The 21,469-nt window shown below is 46.3% G+C and carries 20 protein-coding genes; 14 read left to right on the top strand and 6 right to left on the bottom strand.

Features of this window, described 5'->3' with window-relative positions:
• The first annotated feature begins 405 nt into the window (after window positions 1-405).
• The 7 genes from malT (at window position 406) to BZG78_RS10035 (ending at window position 8,341) form a co-directional block, all read left to right on the top strand.
• The gene (malT, locus tag BZG78_RS10005; RefSeq protein ID WP_077661110.1) at window positions 406-3,114 is read left to right on the top strand and encodes an HTH-type transcriptional regulator MalT; all 2,709 of its coding nucleotides are present in this window, start codon (window positions 406-408) and stop codon (window positions 3,112-3,114) included.
• A 447-nt stretch (window positions 3,115-3,561) separates the two neighbouring features.
• The gene (locus BZG78_RS15660; RefSeq protein WP_077661111.1) at window positions 3,562-5,328 is read left to right on the top strand and encodes a PAS domain S-box protein; all 1,767 of its coding nucleotides are present in this window, start codon (window positions 3,562-3,564) and stop codon (window positions 5,326-5,328) included.
• 82 nt (window positions 5,329-5,410) lie between these two features.
• Window positions 5,411-6,340, top strand: coding sequence for a DUF368 domain-containing protein (locus BZG78_RS10015; RefSeq protein ID WP_077661112.1), 930 nt, complete (start codon window positions 5,411-5,413; stop codon window positions 6,338-6,340).
• Window positions 6,341-6,343: 3 nt separating this feature from the next.
• The gene (locus tag BZG78_RS10020; RefSeq protein WP_077661113.1) at window positions 6,344-6,838 is read left to right on the top strand and encodes a hypothetical protein; all 495 of its coding nucleotides are present in this window, start codon (window positions 6,344-6,346) and stop codon (window positions 6,836-6,838) included.
• On the top strand, window positions 6,838-7,425 hold the full coding sequence (locus BZG78_RS10025) for an SCO family protein (protein WP_077576914.1): 588 nt from the start codon (window positions 6,838-6,840) through the stop codon (window positions 7,423-7,425). Before BZG78_RS10020 ends, BZG78_RS10025 begins: the two co-directional genes overlap by 1 nt.
• 2 nt (window positions 7,426-7,427) lie before the next feature.
• Window positions 7,428-7,889: a copper chaperone PCu(A)C gene (locus BZG78_RS10030; protein WP_077461358.1), complete on the top strand. Its 462-nt coding sequence runs from the start codon at window positions 7,428-7,430 to the stop codon at window positions 7,887-7,889.
• Window positions 7,890-8,095: 206 nt separating this feature from the next.
• Entirely contained in the window at window positions 8,096-8,341 is a 246-nt protein-coding gene (locus tag BZG78_RS10035) for an Lpp/OprI family alanine-zipper lipoprotein (protein WP_021023886.1), read from the top strand.
• Window positions 8,342-8,428: 87 nt separating this feature from the next.
• On the opposite strand, the gene BZG78_RS10040 is transcribed toward BZG78_RS10035, so the two are convergent.
• Window positions 8,429-9,499 (bottom strand): L,D-transpeptidase family protein, encoded by a 1,071-nt coding sequence (locus tag BZG78_RS10040; RefSeq protein WP_077661151.1) that lies wholly within the window; start codon window positions 9,497-9,499, stop codon window positions 8,429-8,431.
• A 362-nt stretch (window positions 9,500-9,861) separates the two neighbouring features.
• Between BZG78_RS10040 and BZG78_RS10045 the strand changes: the two genes are divergently transcribed.
• Entirely contained in the window at window positions 9,862-10,512 is a 651-nt protein-coding gene (locus BZG78_RS10045) for a hypothetical protein (RefSeq protein ID WP_077661114.1), read from the top strand.
• Here BZG78_RS10045 and BZG78_RS10050 read toward each other — a convergent pair.
• On the bottom strand, window positions 10,509-12,206 hold the full coding sequence (locus BZG78_RS10050) for an SgrR family transcriptional regulator (RefSeq protein ID WP_077661115.1): 1,698 nt from the start codon (window positions 12,204-12,206) through the stop codon (window positions 10,509-10,511). The two genes, BZG78_RS10045 and BZG78_RS10050, sit on opposite strands and share 4 nt — an antisense overlap.
• Before the next feature lie 209 nt (window positions 12,207-12,415).
• On the opposite strand from BZG78_RS10050, the gene BZG78_RS10055 reads away from it, so the two are divergent.
• The 3 genes from BZG78_RS10055 to BZG78_RS10065 all read left to right on the top strand — a co-directional run bounded on the left by BZG78_RS10055 (window position 12,416) and on the right by BZG78_RS10065 (window position 16,761).
• The gene (locus BZG78_RS10055) at window positions 12,416-12,931 is read left to right on the top strand and encodes a hypothetical protein (protein ID WP_077661116.1); all 516 of its coding nucleotides are present in this window, start codon (window positions 12,416-12,418) and stop codon (window positions 12,929-12,931) included.
• A gap of 339 nt (window positions 12,932-13,270) precedes the next feature.
• Window positions 13,271-15,760: a hypothetical protein gene (locus BZG78_RS10060; RefSeq protein ID WP_199877186.1), complete on the top strand. Its 2,490-nt coding sequence runs from the start codon at window positions 13,271-13,273 to the stop codon at window positions 15,758-15,760.
• Window positions 15,757-16,761, top strand: a complete 1,005-nt coding sequence (locus BZG78_RS10065; protein WP_077661117.1) for a hypothetical protein — start codon at window positions 15,757-15,759, stop codon at window positions 16,759-16,761. Before BZG78_RS10060 ends, BZG78_RS10065 begins: the two co-directional genes overlap by 4 nt.
• A 233-nt stretch (window positions 16,762-16,994) precedes the next feature.
• On the opposite strand, the gene BZG78_RS10070 is transcribed toward BZG78_RS10065, so the two are convergent.
• Entirely contained in the window at window positions 16,995-17,210 is a 216-nt protein-coding gene (locus BZG78_RS10070) for a DUF3820 family protein (RefSeq protein WP_021023004.1), read from the bottom strand.
• Window positions 17,211-17,227: 17 nt separating this feature from the next.
• Window positions 17,228-17,767, bottom strand: coding sequence for an NUDIX domain-containing protein (locus BZG78_RS10075; RefSeq protein WP_077661118.1), 540 nt, complete (start codon window positions 17,765-17,767; stop codon window positions 17,228-17,230).
• A gap of 184 nt (window positions 17,768-17,951) precedes the next feature.
• On the opposite strand from BZG78_RS10075, the gene BZG78_RS10080 reads away from it, so the two are divergent.
• The 3 genes from BZG78_RS10080 to BZG78_RS10090 all read left to right on the top strand — a co-directional run bounded on the left by BZG78_RS10080 (window position 17,952) and on the right by BZG78_RS10090 (window position 20,218).
• Window positions 17,952-19,103 carry an HD-GYP domain-containing protein gene (locus tag BZG78_RS10080; RefSeq protein WP_077661119.1) on the top strand — a complete coding sequence of 384 codons (1,152 nt, stop codon included), beginning with the start codon at window positions 17,952-17,954 and terminating at the stop codon, window positions 19,101-19,103.
• 133 nt (window positions 19,104-19,236) lie between these two features.
• Window positions 19,237-19,668, top strand: a complete 432-nt coding sequence (locus tag BZG78_RS10085; RefSeq protein ID WP_077461364.1) for a DUF3010 family protein — start codon at window positions 19,237-19,239, stop codon at window positions 19,666-19,668.
• Between the two features lie 22 nt (window positions 19,669-19,690).
• Window positions 19,691-20,218, top strand: coding sequence for a methylated-DNA--[protein]-cysteine S-methyltransferase (locus BZG78_RS10090; protein WP_077661120.1), 528 nt, complete (start codon window positions 19,691-19,693; stop codon window positions 20,216-20,218).
• Here BZG78_RS10090 and BZG78_RS10095 read toward each other — a convergent pair whose 3' ends face one another.
• The gene (locus tag BZG78_RS10095) at window positions 20,219-20,647 is read right to left on the bottom strand and encodes a GNAT family N-acetyltransferase (protein ID WP_077661121.1); all 429 of its coding nucleotides are present in this window, start codon (window positions 20,645-20,647) and stop codon (window positions 20,219-20,221) included.
• 94 nt (window positions 20,648-20,741) lie between these two features.
• Window positions 20,742-21,461, bottom strand: a complete 720-nt coding sequence (gene pdsO, locus BZG78_RS10100) for a sortase-associated OmpA-like protein PdsO (RefSeq protein WP_158011796.1) — start codon at window positions 21,459-21,461, stop codon at window positions 20,742-20,744.
• Window positions 21,462-21,469 lie beyond the last annotated feature (8 nt).

Consider the following 21,469-nt stretch of genomic DNA (forward strand, 5'->3'; position numbering starts at 1 on the left):
AGCAGGGCGTAGAGAGCTGTGTCACACACCAACAGTGAGCCGCCTCTCATCAATCCTAGCATCCACATACAAGCCAGTGATCAACATCACGTTATGGGACAAAAAGCATTCGAAAAGCAGCATGAAAAGTAAGAAATCACTTTTGTTATTTTTGTGCTCCAGCGCAAATTCTATATTTTCCAGGACACATAAATGTACAAAGCTATTTTAAAGGATAGCGAAAACAAAAAACTATTGTGATATAAATCACGAATATAGGGCGTAGATGCACCATTCTAGAGCAATCAACACAAGAGTGGAGAGAGATCATAGTTTGCTATCTAGGAGTCGCATAGACTCCAAGGAGGATAAAGCAGTGTCGCGCTGAGGGGCCGGCACCGTATTTGAGGTTAAGGACAGTGTGTTATGTGGATCCCATCAAAACTTACTCGACCAGGTCGGCTTTATAACGCCATATTGCGCCCTCGGGTGCTCGATATGCTACAACAAGCGCCTCACTATAAATTAGTGATGTTCCGCTCCCCCGCCGGCTATGGCAAAACAACCATGGCCGCACAATGGCTGGCTGATCAGTCCCATGTTGGCTGGTTTAGTATTGATGACAGTGACAATGATAGCTTCCGCTTTATTAACTACTTGTTACAAGCCCTGCATCAAGCCACGCAAGAAGGCTGCGCAAACACCATTAAGCTTGCTGAGAAGCGCCAATTCTCATCGCTTCGTGCACTTTTATCCGATGTGTTTGCCGAGTTAGCGAATTTTCATGCCACCAGCTATCTGGTATTGGATGATTATCAGCTTATTGATAACGAAGAAATCCATGAAGCCATGCGTTTTTTCATCAAGCACATGCCGGATAACCTCACTTTGGTCGTCACTTCACGAGCCAACCCGCCATTGGGCACCGCGAACTTGCGTGTTCGTGACTTAATGATCGAAATCGGGAACGAATTACTCGCCTTTGATAACGAAGAGACCACCCGCTTTTTTAATCAACGCGTGGCCGATGGGGTCGATGAGTCAACCGCCAATGCCTTGTGTACCTACGTTGAAGGTTGGCCGTCAGCATTGCAACTGATTGCGATTCAAGCACAGCACCAAAAGCGTACGCTCATGCAAAGCGCGGCCTCGTGTGCCAGCTTTAACCATGCCCATCTTTGGGACTATTTAGCGGAAGAAGTGTTTGATTTACTTGATACTGAAACCCGTCAGTTTTTGATGAAAGTGTCGGTATTAGAAATGTTCAACGATGAATTAGTCTATGCCTTGACGGAGCGCGGCGACGCGTTGGGGATGCTGGAGTCTCTGAACCGCTACGGTTTATTTATTTATCCACTCGAAGGCGACAACAATTGGTTCCGTTTTCACCATCTATTTGCTGAATTTCTTGCCCATGAGCGCCAGGCTCGGATCCCACAGCAGCAACAAACACTGCATCGGCAAGCGGCCTTAGCTTGGCTCAAGCTTGAATCGCCACATCAAGCATTGCGCCACGCACGTTATGGCGAGGATGATGCCCTGTTGGCAGWTATTCTGAATCAATATGGTTGGCGGATGTTTAACCGTGGGGAGCTATCGACCCTCGAAGCGGCTATCAGCAAGCTAAATAACGAGTACTTGTACCAGTATCCGAGTTTAAGCCTACTTCGAGCTTGGCTTGCACAAAGCCAGCATCGCTATCATGAAGTGGGTGAGCTATTAGCAAGTGCAGAAAAAGCCTATCAAGCTCGCGAAATACCGCTCGACATTGATTATCAAGGCAATGCCAATGCGCTACTTGCACAGGTGGCAATTAATGCTAACGACCCAGAGCGGGCCATGCGCCTGGCTGAAAAAGCACTTGAGCAACTAGATAGCGCGAATTACCGTGGCCGTATTGTCGCGACATCTGTCGTTGGCGAGGTGAACCATGTGCTCGGCGAGCTCGATCGTGCCTTATCGATGATGCAACAAACCGAAAAACTCGCTCGTCAGCACCAAGTGTATCACCAGGCACTTTGGGCAATTTTACAACAAAGTGAAATTCTCCTGGCACAAGGCTATGTGCAAGCGGCATTTGAGCTGCTCGACAGTGCCGATCAACTCATTGAAGATCAGCAATTACACCAAGTTCCTTTACATGAATTTGCTTTACGCCTTCGCGCACAAATTCTTTGGTGTTGGAACCGTTTAGACGAAGCCGAAGCCTGTGCCTACAAGGGGCTCCAAGTGCTAGAGAATCAGCCCCCGAGCAAACATCTACACAGTTATTCCATGCTCTCCCGCGTCGCTGTTAGCCGCGGTGAACTCGACAAAGCTGCCAAGCACATTGAGCATATTGAGCATCTATTACGTGAGTCGGTTTATCATGTCGATTGGACCGCTAACGCGTCTTTATCGTTGTTACTCTATTGGCAAGCCAAACACGAACTTCCTCATATGGAGGAGTGGCTGCATCAAGCCGTTCGCCCCGCGTCGGCCTGTAATCACTTTAGCCAGCTTCAATGGCGTAATATCGCCCGGGCGCACCTCCATCTAGGTCAGTATGATCAGGCTCGCCAAGCCATTGATTTTCTCCGTCGCGAGGCGAACCAAGCCAATCTCGTGACAGATAAGAACCGAAATCTTATCGTGGAAGCGGTGCTCGCCAGTAAAGAGCATGAAACTGAGTATGCGAAAACGCAGCTTCAAGAAGCGCTTATACTCACCAATCAGACGGGTATGATGGGTAACTTTTTAATTGAGGGTGACGCTATCTCATCGCTGTTGCATGCATTGATCGAACAACAAGCGCTTGGCGCGTTAGAACGTCATCGTGCACAACAGTTACTGAAAGAAATCGCCAGCCATCAACGCTCTCGCTCAACCCACTTTGATGAAGCCTTTGTCGAAAAACTGGTCAAGCATCCAAACGTTCCTGAATTAGTACGAACCAGCTCATTGACCCAGCGGGAGTGGCAGGTACTTGGCTTGATTTATTCAGGGTTCAGTAACGAGCAAATTGCTCATGAACTAGATGTCGCCGGGACAACCATTAAAACCCACATCCGTAACCTTTATCAAAAACTCAACATTGCCAATCGCAAAGAAGCGGTCGTCACCGCCGAAAACCTCTTGCAACTGATGGGCAATTAACCTCGCACCACTACGCCCTCAGAGGTTTCTGGGGGCGTAGTTATTATTAAGTCTCAGCCTACATTTTGTGATACTTTGTTGAATTATCAAAAAATTTTCTCATCGATGTACTGAGTTATAACGCGATCACAGTTGGTGCAATTCACTTCTCAGTAAGCTTGGCCTCCCTACAACACACTAAAGGTCAACCTGATGAATTATCCTTTCTAGCTCCCCGCTGCAGGCATTCCGGCAATGGTTGAAAATCGAACACTCATGCGCTCACTTTGGCCTTAAATACCCATCATTTTTTGTGTTGATATTAACCCTAAAGTTGATCGGTCTACTCAACATTCAAGTACCGGATGTGGTACGGTATTTGTTACGAGTTGGAATACACATCACGAAATTGACACCGCCAGCCACTCACAAGTACACGAGTGTTAATGATCAATAAAGGACAAGCCAATGTTTAAGGACTTAGTCGTTGATGGACGTTACAAAAAAACACTGGATCAGTCGATACACGCTATCGTGACCATCGACGAAAAAAATAACGTTATCTATTTCAACGATGCTGCTGAATCGCTGTGGGGTTATCAACGCAATGAAGTATTAGGTCACAACGTCAAAATGCTGGTTCCAGAAGAAATTCGGGGCAGTCATGACGGGTTCATTAATCATCACCGTACGACCCAAGAGAATCGCATCGTCGGAACATCTCGCGATGTACAGTTAGAAAGAAAAGATAGAACTCGTGTATGGGTGAACATCTCGTTAAACCATATTAAACATGCTGGAAAATCTACTTACACCGCATTTGTTCACGATATCTCTGCACAAAAACAAGCTCAAGAGATTGTTAATCAAACCCTCGAGCAAGCTCTAGATGCAGTCGTGACTATCGATGGCCGTAACTGCATCACCTTTGCTAATAAATCTGCTGAGCAAATGTGGGGATACTCTCGGGACGAAATGCTAGGCCATAACGTAAAAATGTTGGTACCTGAACAACACCGTCATGAGCATGATGAATTAGTCAATCGAAACCGAAGAACCGGTATCAACAAAATTGTGGGCTCCACCCGCGAAGTCCCTTTCGTACGTAAAAATGGTGAAAACCGTTGGGGAAGTTTCTCCATATCTAAAATAGAACTTGATGACGAGATTCAGTACACCGCGTTTGTCAAAGACGTCACAGAGGAAGTTGAGCGTCGGGAAGAATTCAAAATGCTATCGATGGTAGCAGATGAGACAGATAACTCAGTCATCATTACCGATGCTGACGGCTATACCCGTTATGTTAACCAAGGGTTTGAAAAACTCACAGGTTATACAATGTCGGAAATGCGCGGCAAAAAACCAGGTACTATGCTTCAAGGGCCAGGAACTAACACCGAAACAGTCGCGAAAATCTCACAAAAACTAAAAAATCGCGAACCCTTTTACGACGAGCTCCTTAATTATAACAAACACGGTGATGCCTATTGGATATCTGTTTCTATCAATCCAATTTTTGATGATAACGGACAGTTATCTAGCTTTATTTCTATTCAAGCTGATATCACCGAAGCGAAACAACGATCACTTGAGGCAGAACGTCGATTTGATGCGATCAGTGTCAGCAATGGCATTATGCAGTGGAGTCTTGACGGTAGACCTGATTCGTTTAATTCGTACATGCTTGACCACTTACGCGCAGAAACATCGTCGAACTCAGAAATTCTAAGCAACAACCTCAAGAATAAGCTCGGAGAATCGACATTTAGCGATGTGCTCTCGGGTAAACAAATAAAAGAAGTACTGCCGTTTACAGCTGCAGACGGAAGCGAACGCCGTTTCGATACTGTCGTCGCCCCCATTTTTGACTCCGAAGGGAACCCTGTTTACCTCGTCTCCTACGGTATTGATGTGACCAATAGAGCCCAAGCTGTTGATGTAACGGAGAAGGAAATGACAAAAGTCGAAGCATCTAGCAGCGAAATACAACAAATTATTGGTGTAATAAACGGCATCGCCGAACAGACAAACTTACTTGCGCTCAACGCAGCTATTGAAGCAGCTCGGGCCGGTGAGTCGGGCCGAGGTTTTGCCGTGGTCGCCGATGAAGTACGACAATTGGCACAACGCTCTGGAGAGTCTGCAGCCGAAATTCGTCGCCTTGTCGATCAAACGAATGAACGCGTGAGGGCACTCGCTGATGCTCTTCAAAATTTAAATGGCGAAGACGACTAGTCGTCCTAGTATAAGCAGGCCTATCACTGACGATTCATCTCGGTATAATGCAGCCCTTAGCTTTTTATCGATGAATGGTATTATGATCAAGAATCTGGTCTCAACCTATCTGAAAGGGGTAGCAATGGGCGCCGCTGACGTCGTTCCTGGCGTATCTGGCGGCACCATCGCGTTTATTACTGGCATCTATACACTATTGCTGGAAAGTATTCGGCGTATTACCCCGAGCTTGTTCTCGCTCTGGCGGCGCAAAGGTTTTAAGGCCGTATGGCAACACATCAACGGCACCTTTTTATGTGTGTTATTAGCCGGAATTTTAAGCAGTATCGCAGGTTTAGCGAAGGGCATTAGTTGGATGCTGGCCAACCATCCCATCCCTCTGTGGTCGTTTTTCTTTGGTCTTATCATTGCGTCAGCACTGCATATCGCCAAACAGCTCCCCGCCCCTAAAATCACGCTAAGAACGGTACTCGCCGCGCTTATCGGTATCGGCTTTGCGTATTGGATCACCGTCGCTAATCCGTTGCAATTGACAGCCAGTCCTCTCACCGTCTTTTTATCCGGCGCCATTGCCATATGCGCCATGATTCTACCGGGGATCTCGGGCAGCTTTATACTGTTACTGCTCGGCATGTATAGCCCGATTCTAGACGCGGTACATCAAGGCCAATGGGATATGCTCGGCTTACTCGCCTTGGGGGCCATCGTCGGCTTATTGAGTTTTTCTCATTTACTGTCCTGGTTATTAGAGCGTTTTTATGCAGTAACACTCGCCTTCCTTACCGGTTTAATGTTAGGCACATTGGGTAAAATTTGGCCTTGGAAACATACTCTTACCTGGCGGACTAACTCATCGGGTGAACAAGTCCCTTTGATGCAAGATAACCTTCTACCGGGCGCGTACGAGGCAATCGTGGGACATCCGGCACAAGTTGGCCTCGCGGTGATTGCCATGATTACGGGCTTTGTGCTGGTATTACTGTTGGAGCGCTTCTCGCCTAAACAGGACTAAACCATGAATGTTTCATCCTCACGCATGCCCGTGAGTCGCCGTCTATTGATCCCTGCCAGTATCATTATGCTGGTGGCGCTTGCGTTTTTTACGCCAACTTGGCTAACCACTTTTGTTGAAAGTGAAAACAGCCCGGCATCCGCATCAACACACTCATCCGTGCTAACAGATGCGTGCGTGCTCAATCAGCAGACTTGCCAGTATAAAGGCTACCAAGCATCACTCGCTGAGCCGACGGTGCGCCCTATGAATGCAAATAGACTGACGGTCATCAGCCCCGAACCACTCGCGCGAAATACCTTACTGGTCAAGCTCAAAGGCGTGGAGATGAACATGGGTGAGTACCGGCTTGCGCTCAACAAAACCGATGAGCAAACCTACCAAGGAGAATTAATGTTGCCCGTCTGCACAGAAGATAGCATGACATGGGTAGGCACGATTACGCTGGATAACGAAGCAAAAAACCATTTCCCCATTAAAGTACGCATGGAGCGATAATGAGTAAAAAAGCTTGGCTAGTCGCCATTATTGCCGTTTGTGTTGGCTTAGGCGCACGCGCCCTTTATGACAATTACCAACAAACACAACAACAAGCGCAAGCTGGCGCGTTGCAGTCCGATGGCCAGCCTTTCAACCTATATAATGTTGACGATCCCCGACCAAGGATTGTTTATTTCGGCTACACCCATTGCCCTGATGTATGTCCAACATCACTTGCGGTTTTGTCGGCGGCATTAAAGTCGCTGCCAGAGTCGACGCAAAAGGCGGTATCGCCTGTATTTATCACGCTGGATCCAAAACGTGATACCAGCGAAAAAGCCGCCGAGTACGCGCATTTTTTCCATCCTCTAATCACAGGCGTCAGCGGCTCCAAGGCGCAAATTGATCAACTTGCGAAACGCTATGGTGTGTTGTATCGCATTACCGAGCTGGAAGACTCTGCCATGGACTACGCCGTTGACCATAGCTCTTTTTTCTACTTTCTCTCGCCTGATGGTGAGCTTTTGGAAAAAATCCCACACACCTTAAACCCCGACATGCTGGTCGCCGCCGTTCAGCGGGTAACTGATAACAATAAGGAATAACAATGAAATTTCTCAAGCCTTTTATTGCCGCTATTGCTTTTATACTGGCTCCCCTAGCGCATGCGCATGGCGAATTTTTTCTTCATGATGCTTATGCGCGCGCGAGTGCTCCTGGTGCGCCCAACAGTGCGGCCTTTATGGTGTTGGATAACCAAAGTAAGGTGCTAAAACGAGTGGTGAGCGCCAGCACACCAGCCGCCAAACGGGTTGAACTGCATGAACACGCCATGGTGGATGGCATGATGGAAATGCGTCAAATCGCGCAAATTTTAGTGCCGAAGGGCGAGCAAGTTATTCTAAAGCCGGGGGGCTTGCATGTGATGCTCTTTGACTTGGTAAAACCTTTAGAGGTTGGGGAACATATTTCACTGACATTAACCACCGCTGATGGCCACACGCTAACCAAGCAAATTCCGGTAAAAACCGTCATGGCTGGCATGAAACATCACAGCGGTAGCGAATAAGAGGCAGTAACGGCCGCCGTAAGACTGTACAAAAACAGTCAAAAAAGGCGAAAGCGGTCATCTCGTGTTAACTGCGTCAAGGTATGATAGCTAAGTGAAGGGTTGGCAAGCAAAATCTCTTGTTAGCGTCTAAGGTTAGGTGTGGTCACGTCTAAGCGTGATACTCCTAACGTTATGACGATTTTAAACAACAGTCGAGGTTATCTATGAAAATCCGTCCAATGGCTCTAGCTGCGGTCGTATCAAGTGTTTTATTGATGGGCTGTACCAATACCACCGCATTACAACAAAGCGTCAATGATTTATCGGCAAAGGTCGACGCGCTCTCCAATGACGTTTCAATGATGAAAAATGACGTTAGTGAGACGAAAAACACATCAGGCATGGCCTATGATGAAGCCAAACGTGCGAATAAGCGCATTGATAATATGGCGCAGTCATACACAAAATAAGCTTTTAACAACGCTTACTCATCGTTGAAATAAATAGACGCCAAATCGGTAAGCTATCTTAATAAACGGCGCACGATGCGCCGTTTGTTATTTTTTGACTCCAGGGCGATTGACTGACGGGACGAACGTATCTGCTTGAGACGTAAATTGTTGTTCTATTTGTCGCCACATTTTCTGTTGTGCTGGCGTGAGAGAAGCCACCTCAATCGGGAGCCCCTCTTGTACCACTAAAGCCGCTCGGTAACGCTGTGTTGACAGGCCAAAGTGCTTAAATAAAGATAAAATCCTTGGATCCGGTGCTCGGGTGATGCGTTTATCCGCCTCATCAAGCGTGTCAGAAAGCGGGCGATGCGCCTCAACCATTACACGTCCATCAGGCTCAAGACTCACTTTAGTCGGTGTATCAATAATACGCACAGGCGTACGAACATCCACTGCATCAAATAACCAAGCAATGTCATTCGGCCGCAAGCGAATACAGCCTGCACTGACCCGTAAGCCAATCCCAAACGATTTATTGGTCCCGTGGATTAAATACTCACCATGCCCATAACCCAAGCGTAACGCATGTTTACCCAGGGGGTTATCAGGGCCGGCGGGTACCACATCGGGCAAGCTGATTCCGCGCGTTTGTCGGTATTCATCTTTAATGCTCTGAGGCGGGGTCCATGTCGGATTTTTTCGCTTTTGACTAATGAAGGTATCCATTTTTGGCGTATCTCGCCCAATCCGTCCAATACCAATGGGAAAGATATGAACACGCCGACGGGTGTTTTTTTCTGTCGATGAAAGAGGCTCTCCGGTTTCGGTAAACGCGGCATCCTGCGCGGGAAAGTAATAAAGGCGAAGCTCAGCCAAGTTAATCACAATCCCTTCATGGGGCGGTTTCGGCAATAAGTACTGCTGAGGTAAACGTATCAAGGCGCCCGCTTCAGGTAAGTAGGGATCCACACCTGGGTTCAGCGCCAATAGCGCTAAAAAACCGACATTATACTGTTTGGCAATGGCTTCAAGGTGTTCGCCCTCTTCAACCTGATGTGTTTCAAGGGATCCGACTAACCGACTTCCGTCCGTGGGTAACAGGTAACTCGCAGCCTGTCCAGTGGGTATATAAAGTATCCACAGCAGCAACCCTACCCGTGTCGAGAGCCGAATCATTGGCCCACGCATCGATAGGCAGTGACTAAAAATAAACACGCGCCCCAGCTGCTCCTTGATATTCACGCTTGGTTTTCCTCTCAATACCGATGACACCCGTCTATCTATCAATAACTTCAAACCCCTGTTTTTCACCAACCTAACACCAAATAGGCTCGCAACAAAAAGCAAATTCTTGCCGGACCTAGGTGCTGCGAGCCGGTCGTTAGCCGCTGGCGTAAAATGGTATACGATGAGAAAGTGCGCACAAAGTAGCGTTTCTCGCTGATTTTTTGGGTGATTTAAGTGATATACTGCATACTTTGATCAGGGCGATTTGGCCACAAACGCTGTGTCGATGTTTTGGTAGGAGTAAAACGTTTTTGTTAGATGATCTGGTCTCGCTGGCACTGCGCCAGTTTCAGCAAGATTGTGTCAAGCTGTGCGAACATCACTATCCGACAGTTCACAATCGAGGCATGCGCGATACGCATATGGGTAAAGCGTTAGCGCGTCGCTTGATGCGTGTGCTTGAAGCGCATGATAGACCGGCACAGTTTCATCTTCTCGACGACACTCGCCCTCATAGCCAGACCGTGTACAAACTCCAGTTAGATGGCAGCGCGATTTATATCCTTGCGCACCGCTTACTCAGTGGCAATAATGCCTGTCGAGACGCGTTAGTTCGTGATGTAGCTTGGCTACTCAACAACGGTATCACTGACCCTTCTGAGCCTGGACGCGTGATCATTGTGAGCGATCACTGGATTGACCGGACGAACGCGAGTAAAGCCGTTCCCTCATGGTGGTTAGGCCACCAGCCCATTCATGCCGATGCCTATCGAGCGCAAGGTATTCGCCTCGTAACTGCAACCACTAGCCTCTCAGATGCCATTTCTCCCCTCGGATTAACCGAAGGACGCTATCGTATCTTTCATCCTCTATTTCGGATAAAAGACAGCCTACCACTGCACAAATACTTGCTCATGACAGCGACTTTTTCGCTTGGCATCGAAGAGCACACGACGGTTTAACCGGGCTTGTGCCATATCGATTTAAAGTCAAACCACCCCACGGCATTAGACGCGACATCTTGTAAATCTGGCGTCGCCATGACTCCCATCCAAATATGGAATAACGGGATCATCTGGTGTTCAACCAGGCAACGCGCCAAGGTTTCAGCACAATGATCATCTTGTGTTTCACGCCAACGTCGTGTTTCCGTCTCTATCTTGGTAACAAGCGCATCCGTACAGGCATGTAACACCAAATCATGCGTACCAAGCCAGTTGAATAACCCAACCTGTCCGCGCTCACCGAAGCTCATCGCGCCCAACCAAATATCAATTTTGCGACTGTAACGACCACTAAAATATTCCGCCGGAGATAGCGCTAAAACATTCACCGTGATGCCCTCTTCAGACAAATGTTTGGTTATGGCTTGCGCAATCAACGGGTATAAGGGGTGGTCTGATAAATACGCGACTGTCAAAGAAGTCGGGCCCGGCGCGGTCAGCTCACGCTCCGCTTGCACATAATGCATCCAGCCTGGCATTAATCCATACGCGTTGAATAATCGATACTCCCCCATGCCGTGCGCGGCTAAGCGTGGTAGCAGTTGCAGCGATGACAACTTGGCGTGTAAGTATTCTCGCCACGCTGGCTGTTTGGCGAGCCCATCGCGACAATTAAGCAACAGATATCCGGCCCCCTGATCCATTTCGAGTTTTTGACTCAACGTCGTCTGATGACTTGCCAGTCGCTCGGGTGTGAGCGTGGTACTTGGTGTGAGATAACACATGGCTGCTTCGTCGAATACCATAATTTGGATCTCATCGGTCAGTGCGCGATAGCCAAAGTAATCGTCAAACGCTTCCAGCACCAAACGATGCGCTTGCCGTTCAGCCACGCGATACGGGCCTGTCCCCACAGGCTGATAGGCAAATTGCTTATCATGATCACAATCAGCAGGAAGAATTAAAGCTTCAGGGAGGGTGAGCGCATGATCGAAAAGAGGATCCGGGCAAGAGAGGTGAATATCAATCATTCTTGGCCCAGGTGATGTCACACTTGCCACATGGGCGAAAAAGCGCCGAGTCGCGAGGTTGGAAAGACTAGCAATGACATCATGCTCCGTCATCAAGCGCCCATCATGGAACCGGACACCCGGTCGTAAGTAAAAGCGCCATTGGCTTGCGGATATGGCATCCCAATGATGCGCTAAATCGGCAACGACAATGCGATCATTGCCCCGATAGCGCACTAGGCCGTTAAATATTTGTCCCACCAAGTGCTGTTCTGAGCGGCGCAGTGGTCCACGTGGATCAAGTTCTTCTAATTGACGGTAATAAGGCAAACGCACAATTTGACGGCCATTTTGCGTACTCGGCCCCATTTGCTTTTGAATCAAGGTGACCAGCTTGGTGGAATCGTGATCCAAGCAGGCTAAAGCCTGATCGATTTTACCTTGTGTAAGCCATTGCGCCGCCTGCTCTTCGCGCAATGCCGATTCACTGCGTAAAAAGGTTAAACGTGACAACTTGCCTCGCCCAACAGAGGGTTGCCATGTTAACCAACCATGCTCCTCTAACTTACTCAAGACCATCCGCGCATTGCGCCGCGTGCACACGAGGATATCGGCGATCGCTTGTAACGCTGTATCTGTATCTTCGCCGTTAAAGTGGTGATAAAGGCGGGTAAATTGTGCACGCAGTCGCTGACCAGACATAAAAGAGGAACTCAATCATCGAAATAAATGGGATTTCTATTTCCTATTTTACGCAACTCAGCACATGACGTCTGCTCATATTTAAATCACTCACACTTAAGCTGTGATCTCTAGCAGGCTATATTGGCGGGCATTGGCGAGGGGCGGTTTGTTCTAGACGCCGACTCGGTTATGATACGTTTCCTTTGTAGGCAATGAAAAGGGTGTTTATGAACGCGCCGGCAATTATTTCCCATTTTGATATCAAACAACGTTGGATGGCTTGTCATGTCAAACAAGCTCAGTTTCCAACCAAAGAAAGCCTCACCGGCTATGATATCTATCACGCCGCCACTCAGTCACCTGAACCCTTCGTTATGCCTGCGGCCCCAGCCACTCATCCATTAACGCTTTACTGGATTGATAGCCATCCACTAATGATCCAATACGCCAAGCTTCAAGCCAAACAGTGGCCAGAATCAGATCATGCAAACATGCTGGCATACTTCGCACAATTAGCGCTTCAAGATGGCGTAGAAGTCGCTGAGGCCGGCGTTTCTTTATGCATTGGCACCCAAAATGGTGAAACCTGCGCCGCCGCCATGCGGGTCGACACTCAAGAAAACGGCCAGCCGATAAGCGGTATTTATGATCTGATTGCACCCACTGACGACGCCCGCGCACAACTTCTACGCGCAATGATGGAGGCGACTGACGACAACCGCCAATGGGTGATTGCGCGTTAAATCTGATGCTTAAGCCGCTTGACGACGCTCGTAATTAAACGAGCACTTCACGGGAAAGAGAGTGTTGTATGTGGGAGAAGAAAGCGAGGGTTTCTGTGACCACTTCTAAGTTAAGAAGTGCCCTCTATGAAGGTTCTGGACAAAAGTTTCTCAGAATGGGCACGTGAATTTTAAAAGTCGAATTACTTGAAGTATGGCAAGTTAACGAGCTTACCACTCTTGTGATTATAGGAACGTTTAGCTTGGATTGAAGTATGTTTTATATGAAAAATTGATAGGAAGAAGCTTCAAGTGTTATGATGTTAAGTAGCTTCGTAAGCCTCTGACAGGGTGTGTATTTTGGTTGATTCAATAAAAATATGGCTGACTTCTAAATCGTGGTTTTGGAAATCTAAAGCTAAGTATACAAGGGTGGGTTTTCTTCTAGTTCGGACTCTATACAAACAACGAGCATCTTTTACTAGAACTAAGAACAGCACTACAATTCTAGGCTCCATTACCATTGTAGGTTTAAAGAGCCTTAGCGGAGTGATTCTCGCTTTGACTATTCTAGGCTTGTTTGAGAGTTATATTAGAGCAAACACAAATATTTTGGAGCCCCTTAGTAAAAAGCAAATAGAGTTTAATATCAACCAGCTCAGATTGTATGCGCAACTGCTTACCACCATATTTTCAATATACTTCGCATCAATAAGTATTATATTAAGCACAGGCTACACTAAACTTCGGCGTGATATTATTCAGCTTCTCACGACTGAACAGGTTGGTAATGTATATTCACGTGTTTTAGTCTTCTCGGCCATCTTTTGTCTCACCGCCACCACGCTAGAATCCTATGGCATTGTGCTAGGGGTTTCAGTTTATACCGTAGGAACATTTTTAACATTTATAAGCTCACTTGCGTTGTTCCCTTTAGGTCAACGGCTGTTCAACTTCTTCAATCTCAATCAATTGGCTACTAGTGAAGTACTACCTAGAATAGCTCACCATATAGAGAATGCAGCTAAGTCTAACAATTCAGTTTCTCTATCCAATCATCATTCAAAAGAAGCTCGCTTAGCCTTTAAACAGCTATGCTATATCGACGAAGAGATGAAAAGTGAAACAAAAAAACTTAATGATAACTTGCCTCAACTTAGCCATAATTATTCAGCATTGTTACAACACTACCTGCATAACAAACATCGTATCGCTCATACAAGCTATTGGTTCCCAAGGAGAAAAAAACATAAGCAATGGTTCTATGCCGGAGATAGCGCCACCCATACTGCGTTACAAACAAGTAGCCAATTAGCAACAGAAGATGAAACAGACTATCAATGGTTAGAGAATGAGATTATTGATAGGTTAGCTAAGCATATAGAGCTAGCATTTGCGACCGATGATTTTATGTTAGGACTAAACCTCCTAAGTCAACTATCATCTCGAATATCAACTTATTCAGAACAATTTCAGTTCTTAATAGGAATGCAGGAAATTCAAAAAATACAGTCAGTTATAGAAACTTCTTTTGCTTCCATAGAAAAAATTGAGAATGAACCAGAGGAACTAATTCTATTGATTGGGATAGCTGACACATGGGCTGCATTAGGAAGCACTCTTTGCCTTGAGACAATGAGGCGTATGTTTATATTCGAGGAAGAGCTAAAGCACTTCTTTGATACCGACATATGGACAGGTAAAACTATAAAATATCTACCTTCTTTCCTGCAAGTAGAGTTAAATGTTATCGTAGAACACATCAAATTTGAACAAAGAGTTGAAGGTCAGCGACTATCAAAGCCTAAGTATGTCCAACAATTGGCAGTTCAAAAAGTTTTAAATCATTACGCAAAGGTACTTCAGGAAATCAGCAACTATTATGCATTTACGACTCCGAACTTTGTAAATAAACTATCAGAAATGCATATGAAAGAAGCTGCGACTCAAGTAATTTTGGCAAATCTTCACAATTATTGGAAGTTACCTAGATGGTTCGAAGACATATCTCATCAAATTGATAGATACAGAGAGTTTGAACATTACTCCGAAAAGCAGTACTTATTTCCAGAAATAAACATTGATGCTTTTAGAGAGCAAAACGCCAAAGCACGAGATGAAGCAATAGGGATGCTAGGTGAAGCTAGTATTGTTGGACATATTTTCAGGCAAGAACAAAATGATGAACTCCCAGATTATTTTGGGCACATATACTTCGAACTCGCCGAAGCTTGTATTGATGCACTTGAGCAGAATAATGAGGATAAGTTAAGTAAATCCATTCCAATGTTCATGCTACTAGCTTTTATGGCTTCCGACTATAAATTCTTAGATCCCAAACTCGATATAAATGATGAGTTTCGATTACATCTAATTTCAACTGTATTGAACGATATAATGTCAGTTGTAGGATTTTCTATTTTATATGGAGCTTACTTCGAGAATTCGAAACTATCCGAAATGGCACTTGGCGAGTTCAATAAACGGATTAATAGGGTTCCAACCAAGAAGCAATATTTGGAGAGGATGGTACGGCTTTCAAATCCTCGTTCGTTTAGTGAAAGTGTATCCCCAAGAGATATGATTCGTTTCAACTGGAAATCAGCTTTTGAAAATCGCACAAGGCAAGATGGGTATGGAGACCAAATGGATATGAATAGAGGGAAAACCCATAAAAGCAAAATAATTAGAGCGTTTCTTAGCAACTCATTTTCGGATGCTTCTCATCTATTTATTGCTCTACATATCCTTCCGCAGCTTGGCTCTGTTGATTTCGAAATAGGGCATGATATTTCCTCACTCAAACGTTCGTTAGAAGATACTGAAGACAGTGAAGAGGATTACCTATGAAGCTTGTTAAAGGGAAGCCAGAACATCATTTTCATTTCGATACAGAAAATATAGGGCTCTTAGAAAGACTTTTCATTAGTCCTTTGAGAAAAGGAGAGGGCTTCTACCGAGGAATGTTTAATCAAGATTTTTCTCAAATATTTAAATCATTTCATCGAAGACATGAAGAACTTTTCCGTATAAAGTCTAATAATGACGTGCTAGCTGACAAATTACTTGGAAATATCAAAGGGAGACGTAGGCATCATTGTTTAGACGATACTTTACGTGATTGGGTGGAGGAAATTGCTCAAAAATTAGTGCGTTTGAAAAGTGCACGCTACTTTCTTCATGAAGACGAAGAAAAAAACGAACTACATGTAGTGCCTTTAAGCTCAGTTAATCTGTTCCAGTTCTTGAATATATGCATCCAGTATTTGCCAAATCGACGAAAAGAGCATTGGAATAGTGATGGAGAGTTACTACCAGCAGAGCTACGAATCTTAGATACGAGTAAACTTATTCGAATTGATATTCCCAGTGCCACTAAGCAACTTTTGTTAGCGCAAAATAGGGTATTGACCGCTTTAGATAAGCACCAATATGACAACACTTCATTTTTTCCCGAGCCCACATATAAGACCCCCATACCAAGAAGCGATTTTGACTTTAACTATTGGGTCGATACGCAAGATAAAGCACTGTATCGAGCAACGAGAGATACTGGCTGGACTGGTAGAAAACATGATTCATCGAAGCGTTCAGATTTTTTCGATTGCTATCGTTTGCTCCGCTTTAAAAGAAACCAATTGATACTGCGCGACAACATACTGTTCCAATTAGGAAAGGAGCTGACAAGAGTTGGACAGCAGTACAATCCTGAGTTTGAGGTTGTAATTTCCCCTACTAATGCTTTGCCTAATATCGCTGAACTGGACAAATTGAAAGAGCAACTATCACAAGAAAAAGTTAGCTTCACCGACATCATTAACTTTTGTTACGAACGTAAAAGGACTTCTTAATGAAATATTTCTAAATTAATTAGTCTAAACGCATCGTACGCCCACGACTTGTAGATACAGCTAGATTAGAAAATCTAAGGCATTTTTGTCTTAGCGCATCTGAGAGGACTCTCTTCGGTAAAATGGAAAGGGGCAAAAACAATTTAAGCAACCTATAGCTTGCTCCTAGTTACCAGCTTGAGATAAGGGGAAAACAGCCAGGCTGGTGGCCTGACTGTTTGGGTTGAGGCAGGTTATATCCGCTTTAAAGGCTTAACCACGCTGTCTAAGCCTTCGACCTTGAGTGCCAAGCACAATTGCATCAAGTCACCGAGCTCGCCGTCGGGGAATTCCGCTTTGTTTTGAAACCACAGCAAGTATTCTTCAGGCAGATCAATCAATACACGGCCGGCGTATTTGCCAAACGGCATGGGCATATTGGCCAATTTAATCAGTTGCGCTTTGTCCATGAAGCGATCCTACCCGATTACGCTGTGGCTTGCTGGGTGCTATCACGTTGCTGAGCAATCATCTCAAGGAGCATGGTTTCTCGTACCAACGATTGGCCCGCTTTGTCGCTGTTTGCCATCACCGCTTTGTTATGCGCAATCGCGTGATTCAAACGTACCCATACCGGGCGCATCCCATTATGTCGCTCATAATGTTCAAATGTCGGCGTTCCAAGCTCACGATCCACCTGGCAATAAAAACAGTAAGAGAGCATGTGCATCACATCGGCGCCGTCGCGATGCCAAGGACGATATTCCTCAAAACAGCCAAACGGTTCAATATCCCGGATACCTCGAGCACCCGTCTCTTCTTGCAGTTCGCGGATCATGCCTTGCTTTTGGGTTTCCCCTTGGTCAATTCCGCCACCGGGTAACGAATAATCATCATAGCGTGCGGTATACATCAGTAAGATCTCATCACCCTGCAAAACAATCGCGCGTGCTGCATCACGCTTGATAACGGTTTTACTCTCTAGCGGTAGCACCCGCTCATCGGTATGTTTGGCAATAATCTGCATAAAACGCTCAGAAAGATAGATATTAAGCGCGAGAGTATATCACACATAGCACATCACAGAGCTACTGGTCTTGTCCGCACAGAAACTTAATTTTCTCCGCATTTAAATAGCGTGTGTACGCCCTTTGAGCAATACTGTTTCCGATATTCATATCGGGATGATGATGCAGGAAGGGCAATCTAGGATGTTGCAAAAAATTGGTATACAGCAGCTAACCCTTGGTATGTATGTTGAACAAATCGAAACTGAACACTCCCGCACACGCATGGCAAAGCCTGGCTATGTGCGTCGACCTGAAACGATTGAAAAGCTGCGTCAAAGTGGGGTGCAGCATATTTGGGTTGATGCGGACCAACTGTTAAACCTGGATGAGATCCACTACAAAGGTCCATCAAAAGAGGGAAAATATGCTTCAACGGGAGTAGACATCGACAAAGCTCGCGCACTAATCGACACATCTAAACAGCAACTAGGGCGTCTGCTACACGATATTTATGCTGACAAGCCTATCGATATGACGCCTATCGAGGATTTAGGGCTCAGTATTGTTGATAATATTTTTGAACGACAGCACGCCGTTACCTGGATCAGTGGTATTCGAGATAAAAGTGCCTACTTGATGGAGCACTCGCTTAACGTCGCGTTTTTGCTGGTTAATTTTGGTAAGCATTTAGGATTCGATCACCATACTTTACAAGAGTTGGCGGTGGGTGGAATTGTGCACGATATTGGCAAAGTTCTGGTCGCCGATGAGGTACTTAACAAACCAGGAAAACTGACAGCAGACGAATTCGACCACATGAAGCTTCACCAAGTCTTTTCTCAACCGGTGTTAGACAGTATTCCCGATTTATCGCAAACCGCACGTGATGTCAGTTTGATGCATCATGAAAAGCTTGATGGCAATGGCTACCCTAACGGATTACAAGGTGAAGAAATACATACGATTGGCCGCATGAGTGGCATTGTCGATATCTATGATGCGCTCACCGCCGATCGTTGCTATAAGCGAGCCATGTCACCGTCAGAAGCGTTTAAAATCATGATGGGACTGACTCCGTTTCATTTGGATCCTACTTTGTTGCGTGCGTTTATTCAGTGTATTGGCTTTTATCCGATTGGTTCGTTAGTGGAACTTGTCGATGGGCGTATTGGTTTAGTGTGGCAAGAGAACCTTGATGACATCACGCGTCCAGTTGTGAAAACCTTCTACTCCGTGCGCAGTAACCATTTTCGCGAGGTGGAGTATATCGACTTGGGTAGGCGCCACGATTTGCGCATCGCACGCGCGACCAGTGAAGGGGCACTAGATATCTGTGTCGACGCATTTCGTTAATCCTGTGACGTCGCAGGCGCTTTTGCGTATACTGCCCCGCCTCAGTGACCATTTTGGCCAAAGGTTGTTTTGGCCAAAGGCTGTGTTTCACCAAAGACTGTGGCTTTGCTAAATAAACGATAGAGAGAAAACAATGAGAGTATGCGCGGTTGATCTAAAAGGCAACGAAGCCAACCTGGTATTGCTAGATAGCGAGAATGACCTTTTTTCGGTACCTGATTGTCGAGCAAAGAAAATCAATGTGCCATCACCCGAATCACAAGAAAGCATTCAACATTTCCACCGCACCATGAGCAAGCTGGTCGAAGACTATCAAGTAGAAACGATTGTGATCCGCGAGCGTCAAACTAAAGGTAAATTCGCCGGAAGCAGTGCGGGCTTTAAAATGGAAGCGGTCTTGCAGCTTATCGATGGGGTTGAAGCAGAAGTGCTGCCTAATAACATCATGAAGCAAACACTCAAACGCCACCCGATCGATGTCAATCTAAAAGAATTGGGCTTAAAGCAGTTTCAAGAGCATGCGTTTTTAACAGCCTGCGCCTATTGCAATCAAGATAAGAAATAATCATCGACCACAGGGATGTGTCATGCCAGTTATCCGATATCCATCGCCATTAGGCATGCTGACATTAGAAGCGGATACCAATGGGCTCACGGGGCTATACTTGCCTCGCCGAGCACCGTCATCCTCAGCGGCAAGCATCGCGCCCGACGGTGACCCCATACTGGATGAAGCATGCCGTCAACTGGATCAATACTTTGCAGGAAAGCGGCAGGCATTTTCTCTGCCACTTGCCCCGCATGGTACATCGTTTCAACGCCGTGTGTGGGCCGCTTTGCAAACCATTCCGTATGGGCACACTGCCAGCTATCAGACCATTTTCAATGCCATCGGCAATCCAAAAGCCAACCAAGCGGTGGGCGGTGCGAATGGCAAAAACCCGATTTCTATCATCATTCCTTGCCACCGTATCATTGGCCGCCAAGGGCAATTAATTGGCTACGGAGGCGGCCTCGCGGCCAAACAAGCCTTGTTAATCTGGGAAGCGACTGGCGAATGGCCAACCAAGCTCCCCAGTCCGCAAAGTGGTAAAGAGAAAGCCTTTGTCGCTTAGCTACGCTGCTAACGCTTTTATCAGTCGCTCTGGGGTAAGTTTAAAACCGCAGTGCAGGTAAAAGCTTTGCGCATCGGCTTTGTGATAACTCGGGACCACTTCAATCTGATCACACCCTCTTGCCAGTAAATAGGTCTCCGCGGCACTGAGCAACTGTCGGCCGAGGGTCATATCCCGAAAGTGCTCATCTACCATAATGGTGCTGATACGCCCTAAATGGTTGGATTTATCCAGTTGTAAGATCACGTTGAATGCCACCACGCCTGCCACCAATCCACAAAGCTCAGCGACTAATACGTTGGCATCCTCGGCGTGAATCAGATCGGTGAGCGTTTTCTTCATTTGACGCCACGGAAGTGGGTCAGGCTGACAGCGCTCACACAAAGCGCAAATAACATCAATATCGTGAAGGGTTGCCGGTCTAATCATAGTGTCTTCCTTGGTTGCCGAAGATAAGTCTCTAACATTTGCTATGGGCTAGGCCGTTGCATGGTAGCCCAGCCCCAAAACGATAAAGCGACGATTACTGTGCCTGTGCCATTTGCCCGCCTTTGACACGTGAAAGGGTGACACGACGGTCAAAGAAAAAGCCCTCATTGTTGGCGTGATCGGCCAGTGGCTGACTGTCGCCATAGGCAATCGTCTCTAACTGATTCGCGCTAACCCCGACTGACACCAAGTAATCTCTTACCGCCTGTACACGGCGCTCAGACAGATCTTGATTGTAAGATTGACGACCGCGCGGGTCTGCATAACCGGCTAATTGCCACTGTGCCTCGGGCATTTGTTGGATAAAATTCGCTAATTCATCCAGCTGAATCATAAAGTGAGGTTCAATCTCGGCCGAGCTGGTTCGAAACTGAATATTCATCGCCAAGTCTATGTCCTCAATAGAATGTTGCTCTGCACGCAGGCGGGCAAGCTCTAACTGCGCCTCATTATATTTTTGCGTGACAAGGCTCAGTTGCGTATTTTTCGCATTCATGGTTTCAATCGTATCTTGCTGCTCAGTCGCAAGGGTTTCAAAACTCGCATTTTGCCCCATCACTGTGCCTATGATGGCGCCAGCCACCGCACCGACCGGTCCTGCGACCACTGCACCAGCAATAGCGCCGCTGCCCATACCGATCAATTCTGGCTTTTTGTCTCGCTCGACTTGCGTGGCGGCCATGCCTTGTGGTGTTGCAACAACAAACATAGAAACCACAAATACAGAATGTGTGAGTGCTTTTTTAATATCCATAGTGTTCT

The sequence above is a fragment of the Salinivibrio sp. MA351 genome, from assembly GCF_001996065.1.
Classification (GTDB): Bacteria; Pseudomonadota; Gammaproteobacteria; order Enterobacterales; family Vibrionaceae; genus Salinivibrio; species Salinivibrio costicola.